Genomic DNA, 15,699 nt, shown 5'->3' on the forward strand with positions numbered 1-15,699 from the left:
GCGCCGTGGACTTACGGCGCTAATCCGGTTTCCATGAAATCCAACTCGCTGTTGTGGGCGGCTGCCCCGCTCGCCGTCGCATTCGCTGCTCCTGCCCTCGCGGAGCAAGCCGCGCCATTTTCTCCGCAGGATCTGGTGACGCTCGCCCGCTTGGGCAGCACGGCGGTTTCACCCGATGGCAGGACCATCGCATACGTCGTCACCACGACTGATCCTGCCAGCTACAAGCGCACGCCTGCACTTTGGGTGCGCAGCGCCGATGGCAAGAGCGCGCCGCGCCGGATCGACACCGGCGGCAGCGCCAGCGACCCAGCCTTCGCGCCGGACGGTTCGCTCTATTACCTCTCGGATCGCAAGGTTGGCGAAGCCGAAACCACCCAGGTCTGGAAGGTCGATGTGACCTCGGCCGTGACCGCGCAGGTCACGGCTTTCAAGGCAGAGGTATCCGGGTTCGAACTCTCTCCCGATGGCAAGCACATTGCCGTGTGGGGAGATATCGCGCGCGATTGCCCGACCTTCGGCTGCGACAGCGACGGCAACACCGCCCTCCCCGGACCCGGCACAGGCCGCCACTACAAGGACGGTGCGGGCTTCGTTCGCCACTGGGATGCGTGGGAAACGCCTGGCAACTACAGCCGCGTCTTTGCCTTCGATCTTGGCGCTGATGGGAAGGTCATCGGCGATGGCAAGGCTGCCGACGGCCCTGTGGGCACCCTCACCGGCGACAGCCCCGGCAAGCCCTTTGGTGGCGGCGAGGACGTCGCCTGGGCCGCAGACTCGCAGTCGCTGTTCTTCGTCGCGCGGCAGGCCGACCGCAACGAGCCGACCTCGACCAATCTCGACATCTGGCAATCGCGGCTGGACGGCGCGGCGCCGAAGAACCTGACGGAATCCAACAAGGCCACCGACAACACGCCCGCCCCTTCGCCCGATGGCAAGTGGCTGGCCTATGCCGCGATGGCGCGACCCGGTTACGAGGCGGACCGTCTTGTCGTCCACCTCATCAACTTGCAGACCGGCGAAAAGCGCGAACTGACCGGTGGCTGGGACCGCTCGGTCACCTCGCTGACCTGGACGCCGGACAGCAAGGCCCTGATCGCAACCGCCGAGGACGTCCTGGATACGCCCGCCTTCCGCATCGATCCGCTGAGCGGCAAGGTCACCCGCCTCGTGCTCAACCCCGGCCGCGAAGGGCACATCGGCAATGTCGTGCCCCTCAAGGACGGTCGCCTCGTCTACACCCGCGATTCGCTCGATGCTCCGGCCGAGCTGTTCATCGGAAAGCCGGGCAAGGCAGGCACGCGACTGACCGATGTTGCCACCTCGGCGCTGGCCCAGCGCGCACCGGTCATCACACAGCGCTTCAGCTTCAAGGGCGCGGATGGCGACACGGTCTGGGGCCAGATCACCAAGCCGAGCTGGATCAAGGGCAAGATGCCCTCTGTCCTGTTCGTTCATGGCGGGCCGCAGGGCTCGTACAACGATAGCTGGTCCAACCGCTGGAACCCGCGCGTCTGGGCCAGCCAGGGCTACGCCATCGTCTCGGTCGATTTCCACGGCTCAACCGGATACGGGCAGGCCTTCACCGATGGCATCAACCGGCAGTGGGGCGGCAAGCCGCTGGAAGACCTGCAGAAGGGCTTTGCTGCCGCGATCGCGCTCGATGGGCAGATCGATGGCGACAACGCCTGCGCCGCCGGCGCTTCGTACGGCGGCTATATGATGAACTGGATCGCCGGCAACTGGCCCGACCGTTTCAAGTGCCTCGTCCAGCATGACGGCGTGTTCGATGCCCGCGCCATGGCCTACGAAACCGAGGAGCTGTGGTTCGACGAGTGGGAGCACGGCGGGCACCCATACTACGAGGCGCCCGAAGAGTTCGAGAAGTGGAACCCGGTCAACCACGTCGCCAAGTGGAAGACGCCGATGCTGGTGATCACCGGCGAGAAGGACTTCCGCATTCCCTATACTCAGGGCCTAGCGGCATTCACGGCGCTGCAGCGTCGCGGCGTTCCGTCCGAACTGCTGGTCTTCCCCGATGAGAACCACTGGGTGCTCAAGGCCAAGAACTCGTTGCAGTGGCACCAGACCTCGTTCAACTGGCTCGACCGTTGGTTGAAGAAGGGCGGCAAGGCGGAATGACGCCCGATCCGGCTGAAATTGCTCTGGCAGAAATAGCCCTCGAAAAGCTCGGCGGGTTCAATCCGCAGCGCCACATCCTGCTCTGCGCCGGCCCTGAAAAGGACAAGTGTGCCCCGCGCGACGTCGGTGACGAGGCGTGGAACTACCTCAAGAAGCGCCTCGGCGAGCTCAAGCTCGGTGGGGCGCAGGGGGTTTTGCGCAACAAGGTCGGCTGCCTGCGGGTGTGCATGGTCGGGCCGGTCGCGGTCGTCTATCCGGACAACGTGTGGTACCACTCCTGCACTCCGCCAGTGCTGGAGCGGATCATCCAGGAGCATGTCATCGGCGGCGTGCCGGTCGAGGACTACCGTCTCAAGCAGCCCGTTCCATCACCCGCGGAATGAAGCCGAGAAGCTCGCTGGCGAGATAGCCCAGCGGGCCGATCGCCTCGGCACAACGGCGCCCGGCCTCGCCGTGAAGCCAGACCGACCATAGCGCCGCCTGGAGCGGTTCTGCTCCGCGCGCCAGAAGCGCTGCAGTTATGCCGGCCATGACATCGCCCGAACCCCCGGTCGCCAGCCCGACGTTCCCGCCGCTGTAGCTGAACAGTTCCCCCGTAGGAGCCGCGACCAGGCTGACTGCACCCTTGAGCACGATGATGGACCCGAAACGCTCGGCACAGTGGCGCACGGCGGCGGCGCGGTCCTGCTCGATAGCCGCTGCGTCTTCGCCCAGCAGCGCAGCGATTTCGCCGAGGTGAGGGGTGAGTACCGCCGGTGCACGCCGTTTTTTCAGCCGCGCGGCATGGTCGCAGATCGCCATCAGCGCCGCAGCATCGAGAACCAGCGACGTCTCCTCCGCTGCCGTCATCAACATGCCGACCAGGGCGGACGCTTGCTCGGCACAACTCATGGCCGGGCCAAGGACGAGGCAATCGCACTTTCCGACTTCGCCTTCCAGCGAGACCCGGCTCGCGTCGATCTCGCCCTTGCGGTCAGGCAGCAGCGGCAGCACCGCCACCTCCGGCATCAGCACACCGATCATCAGCGCGGTGACCTCGACGGTCGCTATCCGCACCTTGCCTGCGCCCGCGCGCAGGGCTGCCTCTGCCGTCAGGCGGACCCCGCCCGGCACCATCGTGCAGCCGCCGACGACGAGAACGCGGCCGCGGGCGTTCTTGTCGCTTTCTTCATGCGGCTGCGGCAACGGGTGCTTGCGCAGCCATGCCCCATCCAGGGTCCGCGCCTCAGCCACGGGCAGCAACCATGCGGTCGGGCTCACGCGTCGGCTCGGTCCCTTCACGGACCATCGGCGCCACCATGTTGAAGTGTTCAAGCACCAGCTCGCCGTCGCCCTTCGCGCTGCGTTCGAGCCGGTACTGCGTGATCGCGCAGTTGGCGATGTCGCCTGCCTTGTCGATGCCGAGAATCTCGGATTCCGAGAGGTGTTCGATCACATAGCGCATGCACAGGACGACAACCTGGTGCGCAACGATCATCACGCGCCGCCCGGCATAGTGCAACGACACCGTGTCGAGCAGCGCACGCAGCCGGAAGATCACGTCCACCCAGCTCTCGCCGCCCGGCGGACGATGGTAGAACTTGCCCAGCACTCGGCGAAACTCTGCCTGGTCCGGCTGGTAATGATGGATACCGGCGGTCGTCAGCCCGTCGAGAACACCGAATTCCTTCTCGCGCAGGCGCTCGTCTATGCAGATGCGCAGGTCACCGGCACATCCGCCTGCCTCGCGGAATATCTCGGCGGTCTGCACGGCGCGGACGTAGGGGCTGGCAAGGATCACGTCGGGCCGTTCCCCTTCCTCGCCATTTGCAAACCAGTGGCCAAGCGCCCGGGCCTGATCGCGCCCGAGATCGGACAGCGGCACGTCGACGTCGCGATGATCGAGCGCGATGCGCAGATCGCCAGCCGCGTCCGCAGCGTCGCGCGCCACGTTACCGGCGCTCTGGCCATGCCGAATCAGCCACAGGACTTCGGGCCAGCGTTCGTGCGGCTGCGCCGCGCTCGATAAACCATTCATGTCAAAGGAAGCGCAAGCGCGCGCGAAGGTTCCGGAACGTTAGCCCCGCTCGAACGATTGAACGGCTAACTGACTCATTTTTCGAGGATTTTCCCATGGCCCAAGCGAAATTCACCGATGCCATTGCCTTGCTCAAGGCCGATCACCGCAATGTCGAGGCGCTGTTCGAGAAGTTCGAGTCTGCCCGCGACGATCGCAAGCAGGCACTTGCCCAGCAAATCTGCAACGAGCTCAAGATCCACACGATCATCGAGGAAGAAATCTTCTACCCCGCGCTCAAGGGCAAGATCGAGGAAGAGACCTACACCGAGGCCTTCGTCGAACACGACGCTGCCAAGATCCTGATCAACGACATCATGGCAAGCTCGCCCGATGACGAGTTCTTCGATGCAAAGGTCAAGGTGCTCAGCGAAGAGATCAAGCACCATGTCCACGAGGAAGAGGCCCGTTCCGAAGGCATGTTCTCCCAGGCCCGCGAAACCGGCATGGACATGGTTGCCCTGCGCGATGCAATGCTCGCCCGCAAGCAGGAGCTGCTCGCCCAGGCAAAGACCGATGCCCTGCCGCAAGCCGAGCTGCGCGTGCTGCAGGCCAATACCTGACCGCTACCTCACCCTTGCTCCGGTTCCGGCTGGGGCAAGGGTTGCGCGTCGCGCCGGCTGGCGGCTTTCAGGCGCCGGCTTCCTCGCGTTCGATCTCGCGCCAGCCAATGTCGCGGCGGCAGAACCCTTCAGGGAAGCCGATCGCATCGACCGCTGCATAGGCAGCGTCACGCGCTGCCTTTACGCTCGGGCCCTTGGCGGTGACATTAAGCACGCGTCCGCCGCTGGCTGACAGCACACCGTCTGCCGAAAGCGTCGTTCCTGCGTGGAAGACCTTTGCGCCGGTGGCCTCGGCGGCAGGGATATGATCGATCCGCCCGCCCTTCTTCGGCGTACCGGGATAGCCTTCTGCTGCCATCACCACGGTCATCGCCACCTCATTCGAGAACCGCGGCGGCTGGATGCTTGAAAGCTTGTTATCGGCGCAGGCAAGCAGCAATTCGACAAGGTCGCTTTCAAGCCGCATCATCAGCACCTGGCATTCCGGGTCGCCGAAGCGGGCGTTGTATTCGATCAGCTTCGGCCCCTGCCCGGTCAGCATCAGGCCTGCGTACAGCACGCCGGAGTAGGGCATGCCCTCGTCGGCCATGGTCTTCACCGTGGGCGCGATGATCTGCGACAGGACCTGCGCTTCCAGTTCGGGCGTCAGCACGCGCGCCGGACTGTAGGCGCCCATGCCGCCGGTGTTGGGGCCGGTATCCCCATCGCCGACGCGCTTGTGGTCCTGCGCCGATCCGAAAGCCACGATTGTCGCGCCATCGGTGAGAGCGAAGAAGCTTGCCTCCTCGCCGGTCATGAACTCCTCGATGACGACCTCGGCCCCGGCAGAGCCGAACGCACCATCGAACATGTCGTCCACGGCGGCTTCGGCCTCGGCCATGGTCATCGCCACAACGACGCCCTTGCCCGCGGCCAGACCATCGGCCTTGATCACCACCGGCGCGCCGAAGTCCTTCAGCACGGCGCGCGCCTGTTCCAGCGAACGGGTCCGCACGTAACCCGCCGTCGGTATGTTCGCCTGGGCGCACAAGTCCTTGGTAAAGCCCTTCGACCCTTCAAGCTGTGCCGCCGCGCGGCTCGGCCCGAACACCGAAAAGCCTGCTGCCCGCAGCGAATCCGTCAGACCGTCCACCAGCGGCGCTTCCGGCCCGACCACTACAAGGCCGATACGGTTCGCTTCGCAGAAGGTCACCACGGCAGCATGATCGGTAAGGTCCAGCGCCACCAGTTCGGCATGTTGCGCGATGCCGGGGTTTCCGGGCGCCGCATAGAGCTTGCCCGTCAGCGGCGATTGGGCCAGTTTCCAGCTGAGGGCATGTTCGCGCCCACCCGATCCCAGCAGCAGGATATTCATGGCTTTCCCTTCCGCGCCTTTTGACGACGACGACAACAATGGCTCGGGCGGGCTCCTAGCGAGGGAATCGGCTGGCGACAACGCTCCGGCCCTTTCGATCTCCGAGATTTCCGCGCTCCTGAAGCGTACTGTCGAGGATCGCTTCGGCTTCGTGCGCGTGCGTGGCGAACTGTCAGGCGTGAAACGCGCAGCATCTGGCCACCTTTACCTCTGCCTCAAGGACGAGAACGCGCGCCTCGACGGCGTGATGTGGCGCGGCGGGGTACAGCGCCTGAACTTCCGGCCCGAAGACGGCGTCGAAGTGATCGCCACCGGCAAGCTCACAACCTATCCCGGGCGTTCGAACTACCAGATCGTGATCGAGCGTATGGAGATCGCGGGGGAGGGCGCGCTGCTTGCCCTGCTCGCCAAGCTCAAGGCCCGGCTCGAAGGCGAAGGGCTGTTCGATCCAGCGCGCAAGAAGGCCCTGCCCTTCCTGCCCCGCACCATCGGTGTCGTCACCTCGCCCACCGGTGCCGTGATCCGCGACATTCTGCACCGCCTGTCCGATCGCTTCCCCAGCCGCGTGATCGTGTGGCCGGTGCTGGTGCAGGGACAAGGTGCCGCAGCGCAGGTGGCCAATGCGGTGCGCGGCTTTTCCACGATGCAACCGGGTGGACCGATCCCGCGCCCGGATCTGGTCATCGTCGCCCGCGGCGGCGGCTCGATAGAAGACCTGTGGTCGTTCAACGAGGAAGAGGTCGTTCGCGCGGTCGCCGACTGCACCATCCCGATCATCAGCGCGGTGGGCCACGAAACTGACACCACGCTGTGCGATTTCGCGGCCGACCTGCGCGCGCCCACGCCCACCGCAGCCGCCGAACTCGCGGTGCCGGTCCAGGCCGAACTCGCTGCTACTGTTGCCGATCTCAATGCGCGTCAACGCCGTGCCCTGGCCCGCCAGCTTGCCCAGTCAAAGGAGCGGCTCGAACAGCGCAGCCAGCGCCTGCCTCAGCCCCAGGCATTGCTACAGGGACAGGCCCAGCGCATCGACGACTTGGGCGAACGCCTGCGTCGCGCCCTGCTCCACCGCACCGAGATCGCTGGCGCGCTTCTCGCTCGCCACGCCGGAGCTTTGCGCCCTGCCCTGCTCACCGCCCGTGTGGCACGTGACGCTGAGCGCTTTTCCGCGCGCCGCCTGCGCCCCGAGGTTCTGCTCCAGCGCATCGAACATGCGCGCGGAAAGGTCGAGGCGCTGGACCGGCTGCGCCGCTCTCTCAATCCCGAAGCACCACTCGAGCGTGGTTATGTGCTGGTCACCGATCGCGACGGAAATCTGGTGAAGGACAAGGCAACAGCCGCCCAGCAGGCCGCTCTTACGTTGAAGTTTTCCGATGGCACGCTTGATGTCTCTGCCGGGGCCACACCGCCTGCACCACGGCCTGCACAGAAACCGCGCCCGGTTGCACGGTCGGGGGGTCAGCAGGAATTGTTCTGACGGTCGCAAGCGACTACATTGGTGCAATGCTGATGTCCCAATCCGGTCGCCTCGCGCGCCTGCACTATCTCCCCGGCACCTTCCGCCAGCTTTCCGGCGGCGATCACGTCGTGTGCGCGGTTTCGGGTGAAAAGATCCCGCTCGATGCCTTGCGCTATTGGTGCGCCGCGCGGCAGGAAGCCTATGCCACGGCCGAAATCTCGACCCGTCGTCATCTTGAAAGCTGAGACACCCAGCCGCCGCGCATTTTTGAGCGGCGCGACGGCCGTATTGGCAGGGCTGGCCATCGGCAATACGCCGCTGCCTCCTGTCAGCATCCTGCCCGGTGGCCGCGCCATGCAGGGAGGCTGGCTGCGCGGCAGGGTTCAGCCCGGAACCACGTCACTCACGCTTGACGGCAGCCCCGTTCCTCTCGCTCCCGACGGAACGTTCCTGATCGCCTTCGATCGCGATGCCGGACCGTTGGCCAGGCTCAGCGTCACACGCGCGGGTTCAGCGCCGTTCGTCAGCGACCTGACCATCGCGCCGCGGGCGTGGCAGATCGAACACATCAACGTCGCCCGCAAGCCCGGCGGCGTCACCGACGAAGCCTACATGCGTCTGCGCAAGGCCGAACTCGCCCGGATCGCCAATGCCCGCTCTCGCAAGACTGCAGCGCAAGGCTGGCGCCAGGATTTCATCCGTCCGGCACCAGGCCGTTTTTCGGGGCGCTTCGGCTCGCAACGCGTCTATCGCGGGGAACCGGCCGCTTATCATTCGGGCCTCGATATCGCAGGCGGCGCTGGCACGACCTATGTCGCACCTGCCGATGGCGTAGTCATCCTTGCTGCAGGTGATGCGCCCTTCAGCCTCGAAGGGCGCTTGCTGATGCTGGATCACGGCAATGGTCTCAACAGCGCCTTCCTCCATGCTTCGGCCCTGCTCGTCAACGAAGGCGACGCTGTGCGCCAAGGCGATCCGCTGGGGCGAATCGGCAGCACCGGTCGGGCTACCGGACCGCACTTGCACTGGTCGATGAAGTGGTTCGATCGTCGCATCGACCCCCTCCTGCTGCTCGACGCCACCGCCTGACACCAACCAACAGCGCTTGCACAACGTGCCGCAGCCCGGCGCGGGCGATTGCGCGTTTCTGGTTACGCCTGAAATCTTCTTGCCCGCCAACGCGTATTTTCGCGAATATATCGACAGTCGGAAACACTTCGAAACGGAAGGAAACTTTATAGAAATAGTATAGAAAAGTAATAGAATCTATTCTTATGTGGCAACAAAGTCACAATACTACTGCGAAAGATTTATCTGCCCTGAATTACACTTTCAAGAATTGGCCAATCTGATTCATCCCTCCGCCTACCGAGTACGGTCCACTATTCAGGAACCCCCTTCAGGTTCCCGACGGGTCAGAAAGAAAACGCGGGCAGCACTGCACTGCCCAACAAAGGGACTGAACAAACATGAGAGCCAATTTCTCGTCGCTGCGCTCAGGCGCCGCACCGATCGCGCTAGGGCTGGCGCTGCTCGCTGCCCCTGCGCTCGCCCAGGAAGCACCGCAAGACGCCGCGCAGGCTGATGCCGAAGTCGTTCCCGGCGAAGCCATCGTCGTTACCGGTTCGCGCATCAACCGGCCCGATCTCGAACAGTCCAGCCCGGTCGCCGTCATCGGCGCTGAGGAAATCGCCCGTCGCGGCGCGGTTTCGGTCGAGCAGGTCCTGCGCCAGCTCCCGGGCACCACGGCCGGAATCACCCCGGGCGTTAACAACGGCGCGAACGGCATTGCCAGCTTCAACCTTCGCGGCCTCGGCACGAACCGCAACCTCGTCCTGCTGAACGGTCGCCGCGTCGTCCCCTCGACCCTCGGCAACGTGGTCGATCTCAACGTCATCCCGATTGCCCTGATCGAGCGCAGCGACGTTCTCACCGGCGGTGCTGTCACCAACTACGGTGCCGACGCCATCGCGGGTGTGGTCAACTTCGTCACCAAGCGTGATTTCACCGGCTTCGACATCGCGGCCCAGTATGGCCTTGCCGAAGAGGGCGACGGCCAGAGCTTCCGGCTCGACCTCACCACGGGCGCCGAACTCGGCGGCGGTGCGGGCAACGTCGTGCTCGGCATCAGCTACACCAAGACCAAGCCGGTCATTCAGGGCGATCGTCCGATCGGCACCGTCTCGCGCGCATCCACCTGTTCCACGGCCCAGCTCGTGTCTGGTGCCTGCCCCGATAGCGTTCTGCAAGGCAACCCGCAGGGTTCGAACACGGCCGTTCCCGCCTCGCTGTTCTTCCCGCTGCCGGTCGCCGCAGTCGACCCGACCCGTTCGAGCGGCGCGCAGTTCGATCCGGCCACGGGCAGCATCGCTCCGGGCCTCAGCGACTACAACTTCAACCCGCTGAACTACTTCCAGACCCCGCTTGACCGCTGGAGCGTCTACGCAGGCGGACGATACGAAGTCGCCGACAACATCGAAGTCTACAGCGAAGCGATGTTCACGCGTTCGAAGATCGTGCAGAACCTCGCACCGACGGGGACCTTCACCGAGCAGTTCCAGCTGCCGCTGAACAACCAGTTCCTGACCCCCACCCAGCGTACGCAGCTCTGCTCGTTCGCAGGCATTGCAGATTGCGCCGGCGCCGTCGGTTCGGGTCGCGAAATCACCGCCATCGTGGCACGTCGCTTCGTCGAAACCGGCCCGCGCGTCGGCACATTCACCAGCAATCTGTTCCAGATCACCGCTGGTGCCCGCGGCAAGCTGACCGACACCCTGAACTGGGACATCTTCGGCCAGTACGGCGAATCCGAGCGTATCCGCGTCGATACCGGCACTGCCCTGCGCAGCCGCGTCCAGCAGGCCCTGCGCGGCTGCCCGACCGGGTCGTCGACGGGTTGTACGCCGATCAACCTGTTCGGTGCCTCCGGTTCGATCACGCCGGAAATGCTGAACTTCGTCGGCGTGCCCACCACCCAGACGACCAAGACCGAACTGGCATCGGCCCAGGCGATCATCTCGGGTGACCTCGGCTTCAGCAGCCCGTTCGCCGAAGTGCCGATCGGTATCGCGCTCGGTGCCGAATACCGTCGCTATGGCGGCAGCCAGCTGGGCGATCTGCCCAACCAGCAGCCTGGTGAAATCCTCGGCTCGGGCGGCGCCTTCCTGACTGTCGATGGCGAGTACGATTCGAAGGAATTCTTCGCCGAAATCAACGCGCCGCTCGTCACCGACCGTCCGTTCTTCCACAACCTGACGCTTGAAGCCGGCATCCGTTATGCCGACTACTCGACCACCGGTGGCAACACCACGTGGAAGGTTGGCGGCAGCTGGGCGCCGATCCGCGACTTCAAGTTCCGTGGTGCCTACACGCGGGCCGTCCGCGCGCCGAACATCGGCGAGCTGTTCACGCCGCGCAACGTCATCCTGAACAACCTCGCGGTCGATCCCTGCCAGGGCAACGTGACGAATGCGACGACCCGCACGCTGTGCACCGCGCAGCTTCAGGCCGTGGGCCTGACCGCAGCGACGCTGGGCAACATCCCCGCGCCGATCGCCGGCCAGATCAACGTCACCACCACCGGCAACCCCAATCTCGATCCGGAGCGCGCCCGCACGCTGACCCTTGGCGCCGTGTTCCAGCCCTCGTTCATTCCGGGCCTGAGCGCGACGTTCGACTGGTACCGCATCCGCGTGACCGGTGCGATCACCTCGCCGACCGTCGGTGATATCCTCAACGGCTGCTTCGGCCAGAGCAACGCTGCCGATCCGCGCTGCCAGCTCATCCTGCGCAACCCGCTGACCGGCGGTCTGTCGGGCTCGCCGGCAACGACCGGGGGCGTGGTCCTGCTTTCGACCAACCAGGGCTTCCTGGAAACCGAAGGCTATGACTTCACCCTCACCTACGATCGCCAGTTCGGTGACGTCCGCATGGGCCTGGGCCTGACCGGAAACTACACCGACAAGAGCCGCTTCCAGTCGAACCCGAACTCGTTCATCCGCGAGTGCGCCGGCTACTACAGCGTCTCGTGCGATCCGGTCCTTCCGGAGTGGACCTGGAACGCTCGCCTGACGGGTGCATACAAGGCTGTCGACGTCTCGCTGCTGTGGCGTCACATCGGTGCGGTCGGCTACGAACCGCGTACCGGTGCCACGGCAACGACGCCGCCGGTCGCCGGCACTGTCGGCAGCTTCGGTTCGACCAACCCGGCCGTCATCGTACCGAACTATCGCTCGATCAGCGCGTTCGATTACTTCGACCTCAATGTCGGGTTCGATGTCATGAAGACCATGCGCCTGTCGTTCCTGGTCGAGAACCTGTTTGACAAGGCACCGCCGGAAGTCGGCAACACGATCGGATCGACTTCGTACAACAGCGGCAATACGTTCCCGTCGCTCTATGACGCGATCGGGCGCCGATTCACCGTGGCAGCACGCCTCAAGTTCTGAGGTCTGGCCGATGATTGAAGGGGGGCGTGGCCTTCAAGGCCGCGCCCCCTCTTCTTTGGCATCTGCGCCGCCACGTGCTAACGGCGCGCTCAGCCGTCAGCGATGTGGTTGCAATCGCAACCCATTCCAGGCGTCGCGATGGCGCTTGTTTCAACGGAAACGGTCGCTTTTGAAATTAATGCAAAATGAACGGCGGCCGAGTGTAATTTCCGTGCACCACCCGTAACATGCGCAAATGCAGGCAATTGTCCCCTGTCCCAAAGGCTGTGTGGCAGTTTCGCTACACATGTTTCGAATTCATTTCCCTTGGGTGATTCCTGTTTTGCTGACTGTGTCCGATTAAGTCACACAGAACCATCTTACCCGATTGCAGGGGGCTTTGGACTTTGCGCGCAAGCGGATTTTCCGGGTTAAGGCAATCGGGCAAGGGGTCCGGGTCAATCTCGATAGGGAGGTCCGGGCGTCAGGACAAAAGGGACTGGACACGTGAACATCAAAACCTTCTCTGCGCTCCGTGCGAGCGCCGCGCCTCTGGCGCTGGTCGTCGCCGGTTTCGCCGGCTCGGCCGCATTCGTCGCGCCTGCCATGGCGCAGGACTTTACCTACGCCACTGCAAGCGGCCAGATCGTTGGTGACGACGATGCCCCGCTCGCCGGTGCAACGGTCGAAATCAAGTCGAACGACCAGGGCTTCACCCGCACCACGACGACCGACGCTGCGGGCGGCTATCGCATCCCGACCCTGCCGCAGGGCACCTACACCTTCACCATCACGGCTGACGGTTACAGCACCTTCACTGACCCGGCTGTGCGCATCACCCAGTCCGAAGGCGGCAACTCGTTCCGCCTGATCCGTGCCGGCTCGACGTCGGCCGACGGCTCGATCGTCGTCACCGGCCAGCGCATCCGCGTTTCCGACTTTGACCGCACCACCACCGGCCAGGTCATCTCGGTTGCCGACGTCGCCGCGCGCGTCCCTGTCGCTCGCGACCTGACCTCGGTCATCCTGCTCGCTCCCGGCACCAGCCAGGGTGACAGCGCATTCGGCAACCTTCCTGCCATCTCGGGCGGTTCGGTTTCGGAAAACACCTTCTTCATCAACGGCCTGAACGTCACCGACTTCCGCGAAGGTCTGGGTGCGGCAACCGTTCCGTTCGAATTCTACCAGACGGTCGAAGTCAAGAACGGCGGCGTCCCTGCTGAATTCGGTCGCTTCACCGGTGGCTTCATCAACGCGATCACCAAGTCGGGTTCGAACCAGTTCCACGGCGGCGTCCTGTTCAACTGGCAGCCTGATTCGCTTTATGAGGACCGTCCGAACACCCTGGTTGACCGCAATGACCAGGACCGTCGCGAGCTGCAGCAGGCGATCTTCAACCTGTCCGGCCCGATCATCAAGGACCGCCTGTTCTTCTACGCGTTCTACCAGACGAACTACAGCAAGGCTGGAGACACCCTGCTGACCGTCAACCCGAACACCACGGCTGTCGATCCTGCAAATCCGGCAAACCGCATTCAGGTCCAGCCTTACAGCACTGGCCTGCGCCGTCTCGAAGACACCACCCGCACGCCGTTCTACGGCGGCAAGGTCGACTTCCTGCCGTTCGATGGTCACCGCCTCGAGTTCACCTACTTCAACTCGACGAGCGTCACACTGCGCAATTCGTTCGCCGTGACCGACGTCAACGGTGGCGGCTACGACTCGCGGTTTGACCCCGACGGTCCCGTCCGCGCCGGCTACCAGAGCACGGCCCGTCTTCAGGATGGCGGCGAGAACTTCGTTGGTCGCTACACCGGCCAGCTGACCGATTTCCTCACCATCTCGGGCGCCTACGGCAAGAACAAGAACAGCCAGATCACCGGCTCGACCCAGCCTGACTACCCGGGGATTTCCGACGTTTCCGGCAACTTCAGCCCGGCACTGTCGGGCAACGCGGTCAATGCGATCGAGACCAACCTCGATACGCGTGAATTCTACCGTGCCGACGCAGAGCTGTTCGTGAAGGCCTTCGGTGAACACCACTTCAAGGCCGGTTACGACCGTGAAAACCTGACGACCGACTCGACGACCAGCTACACCGGCAACGTGTTCTACACCTACACGAACTCGGGTCCGACTGGCGACGTGTACGTGCGGACCCCGAACACCCTCTATGTAACGGGTCGTACGTTCATCAACGGCGGCGTGTTCAAGTCGCGCAACGAGGCCTTCTACCTGCAGGACAGCTGGTCGCTGCTCGACAATCGCCTCTCGCTGAACCTCGGCGTGCGTAACGACCGCTTCGAGAACAAGAACGTCGCGGGCGAAACCTACTACAAGTCGGGTGACCAGTGGGCGCCGCGTCTCGCTTTCGCGTTCGACCCTACCGGCAGCAAGCGCACGAAGATCTATGGCTCCTACGGCCGTTACTTCCTGCCGATCGTTGCCAACACCAACATCCGCCTGGCCGGCGCCGAGCTCGATTACACCCGCTACAATCTTGTGTCGGGCGTCAATCCTGATGGTACGCCGATCCTCGGCGCACCGGTGCTCGGCTTTGCCGATGCTGCCCCGTGCCCCGATAACAGCGTCCGCAACTGCGACATCATCTCCGACGGCGTGGCCACTCCCACGGAAGCCACCGTCTCGAAGAGCCTGAAGCCGCAGTCGGTTGACGAGTTCGTGCTGGGTGTTGAACAGCAGATCGGCAGCCGCATCCGTGTCGGCCTGTTCGGTCAGTATCGCAAGCTCAACGACTCGCTCGAAGACATCGCGATCGACGCTGCCGTCAACAAGTACTGCACGACCAACAAGCTCGATTGCACTACCGCATCGGGCAGCCCGATCTGGTCCGGCTTCCACCAGTATGTGCTGGCGAACCCCGGCCGTGATGCCTCGATCACCCTGTCGAACCCCGTCAACGGCGAAACCACGCTGCGCACGGTTAACTTCTCGGCGGCAGATCTGGGCTATCCGCGGGCTAAGCGCACCTACAAGGCTGTCACCTTTACCTTCGACCGCGAGTTCGACGGCGTATGGAGCCTTTCGGGTTCGTACACCTGGTCGAAGTCGGAAGGTAACATCGAAGGCGGCATCCGCTCGGATAACGGCCAGACCGACTCGGGCCTGACCACCGCGTTCGACCAGCCGGGTCTCGTCAATGGTGCGTTCGGTTACCTGCCGAACGATGCGCGTCACAAGTTCAAGATCTTCGGTTCCTACCAGATCGGTGAATGGCTGACGCTCGGTGCGCAGTTCCAGGCGATCTCGCCCCGCCGCTTCGGCTGCATCGGGCGGGTGCCGGTTCGCGTGGACCCGTACGCAGGTGCCTATGGCGCTGCCGGCTTCTACTGCAACGTGGACTCCAGCGGTAATGTCATCACCAACCCGGCGTTCACCGGCTTCCAGAACAACGCCGCCGGCACGAGCCTCTCGCTCACCCCGCGTGGTTCGCGTCTGAAGTCCGACTGGACGACCTACACCAACCTGTCGGCGGTTTTGAAGGTCCCGACCGACGCGATCGATGCAAGCTTCCGCGTCGACGTGTTCAACGTGTTCAACCAGAAGGCCGTCACCGACCTTCGTGAACTCGGCACGCAGGCCAACGGTCGTCCGCGCGGTGACTACGGCACCCCGCTGTCGTACCAGACCCCGCGTTACTTCCGCTTCCAGTTCGGCGTGAACTTCTGATCTGAAGC

The 15,699-nt window shown here is 64.2% G+C and carries 11 protein-coding genes; 8 read left to right on the forward strand and 3 right to left on the reverse strand.

From position 1 onward, the window contains the following. Positions 1-33: 33 nt before the first annotated feature. On the forward strand, positions 34-2,142 hold the full coding sequence (locus tag B9A23_RS13780) for a S9 family peptidase (protein ID WP_084279662.1): 2,109 nt from the start codon (positions 34-36) through the stop codon (positions 2,140-2,142). Next, complete coding sequence (locus B9A23_RS13785; protein ID WP_084279663.1) at positions 2,139-2,525, forward strand: (2Fe-2S) ferredoxin domain-containing protein; 387 nt, start codon at positions 2,139-2,141, stop codon at positions 2,523-2,525. Before B9A23_RS13780 ends, B9A23_RS13785 begins: the two co-directional genes overlap by 4 nt. Here the strand turns inward: B9A23_RS13785 and B9A23_RS13790 are convergent. Together B9A23_RS13790 and B9A23_RS13795 are read right to left on the reverse strand one after the other, a co-directional pair. Beyond that, positions 2,494-3,402: an NAD(P)H-hydrate dehydratase gene (locus B9A23_RS13790; protein ID WP_254895118.1), complete on the reverse strand. Its 909-nt coding sequence runs from the start codon at positions 3,400-3,402 to the stop codon at positions 2,494-2,496. The two genes, B9A23_RS13785 and B9A23_RS13790, sit on opposite strands and share 32 nt — an antisense overlap. Beyond that, positions 3,368-4,159, reverse strand: coding sequence for a histidine phosphatase family protein (locus B9A23_RS13795; RefSeq protein WP_084279665.1), 792 nt, complete (start codon positions 4,157-4,159; stop codon positions 3,368-3,370). The genes B9A23_RS13790 and B9A23_RS13795 overlap by 35 nt, the downstream gene beginning before the upstream one ends. 95 nt (positions 4,160-4,254) lie before the next feature. On the opposite strand from B9A23_RS13795, the gene B9A23_RS13800 reads away from it, so the two are divergent. After that, positions 4,255-4,761 carry a hemerythrin domain-containing protein gene (locus tag B9A23_RS13800; protein ID WP_084279666.1) on the forward strand — a complete coding sequence of 169 codons (507 nt, stop codon included), beginning with the start codon at positions 4,255-4,257 and terminating at the stop codon, positions 4,759-4,761. A 67-nt stretch (positions 4,762-4,828) separates the two neighbouring features. Here B9A23_RS13800 and purD read toward each other — a convergent pair whose 3' ends face one another. Then, positions 4,829-6,115 carry a phosphoribosylamine--glycine ligase gene (gene purD, locus B9A23_RS13805; protein WP_084279667.1) on the reverse strand — a complete coding sequence of 429 codons (1,287 nt, stop codon included), beginning with the start codon at positions 6,113-6,115 and terminating at the stop codon, positions 4,829-4,831. Here purD and xseA point away from each other — a divergent pair. From xseA to B9A23_RS13830, 5 genes are all read left to right on the forward strand, one after another. Then, complete coding sequence (gene xseA, locus B9A23_RS13810) at positions 6,114-7,592, forward strand: exodeoxyribonuclease VII large subunit (RefSeq protein WP_084279668.1); 1,479 nt, start codon at positions 6,114-6,116, stop codon at positions 7,590-7,592. The genes purD and xseA overlap by 2 nt on opposite strands. Positions 7,593-7,618: 26 nt before the next feature. Next, positions 7,619-7,819, forward strand: a complete 201-nt coding sequence (locus tag B9A23_RS13815; protein WP_084279669.1) for a DUF2093 domain-containing protein — start codon at positions 7,619-7,621, stop codon at positions 7,817-7,819. Further along, a complete protein-coding gene (locus tag B9A23_RS13820) occupies positions 7,776-8,663 on the forward strand; it encodes a M23 family metallopeptidase (RefSeq protein WP_084279670.1) in 888 nt (295 codons plus the stop codon). The genes B9A23_RS13815 and B9A23_RS13820 overlap by 44 nt, the downstream gene beginning before the upstream one ends. A gap of 380 nt (positions 8,664-9,043) precedes the next feature. Then, positions 9,044-12,022, forward strand: coding sequence for a TonB-dependent receptor domain-containing protein (locus tag B9A23_RS13825; RefSeq protein ID WP_084279671.1), 2,979 nt, complete (start codon positions 9,044-9,046; stop codon positions 12,020-12,022). A 486-nt stretch (positions 12,023-12,508) separates the two neighbouring features. Next, positions 12,509-15,691 (forward strand): TonB-dependent receptor, encoded by a 3,183-nt coding sequence (locus B9A23_RS13830; RefSeq protein WP_084279672.1) that lies wholly within the window; start codon positions 12,509-12,511, stop codon positions 15,689-15,691. The last annotated feature ends 8 nt before the right edge of the window (positions 15,692-15,699 follow it).

It is taken from the genome of Novosphingobium sp. B1, from assembly GCF_900176395.1.
Classification (GTDB): Bacteria; Pseudomonadota; Alphaproteobacteria; order Sphingomonadales; family Sphingomonadaceae; genus Novosphingobium.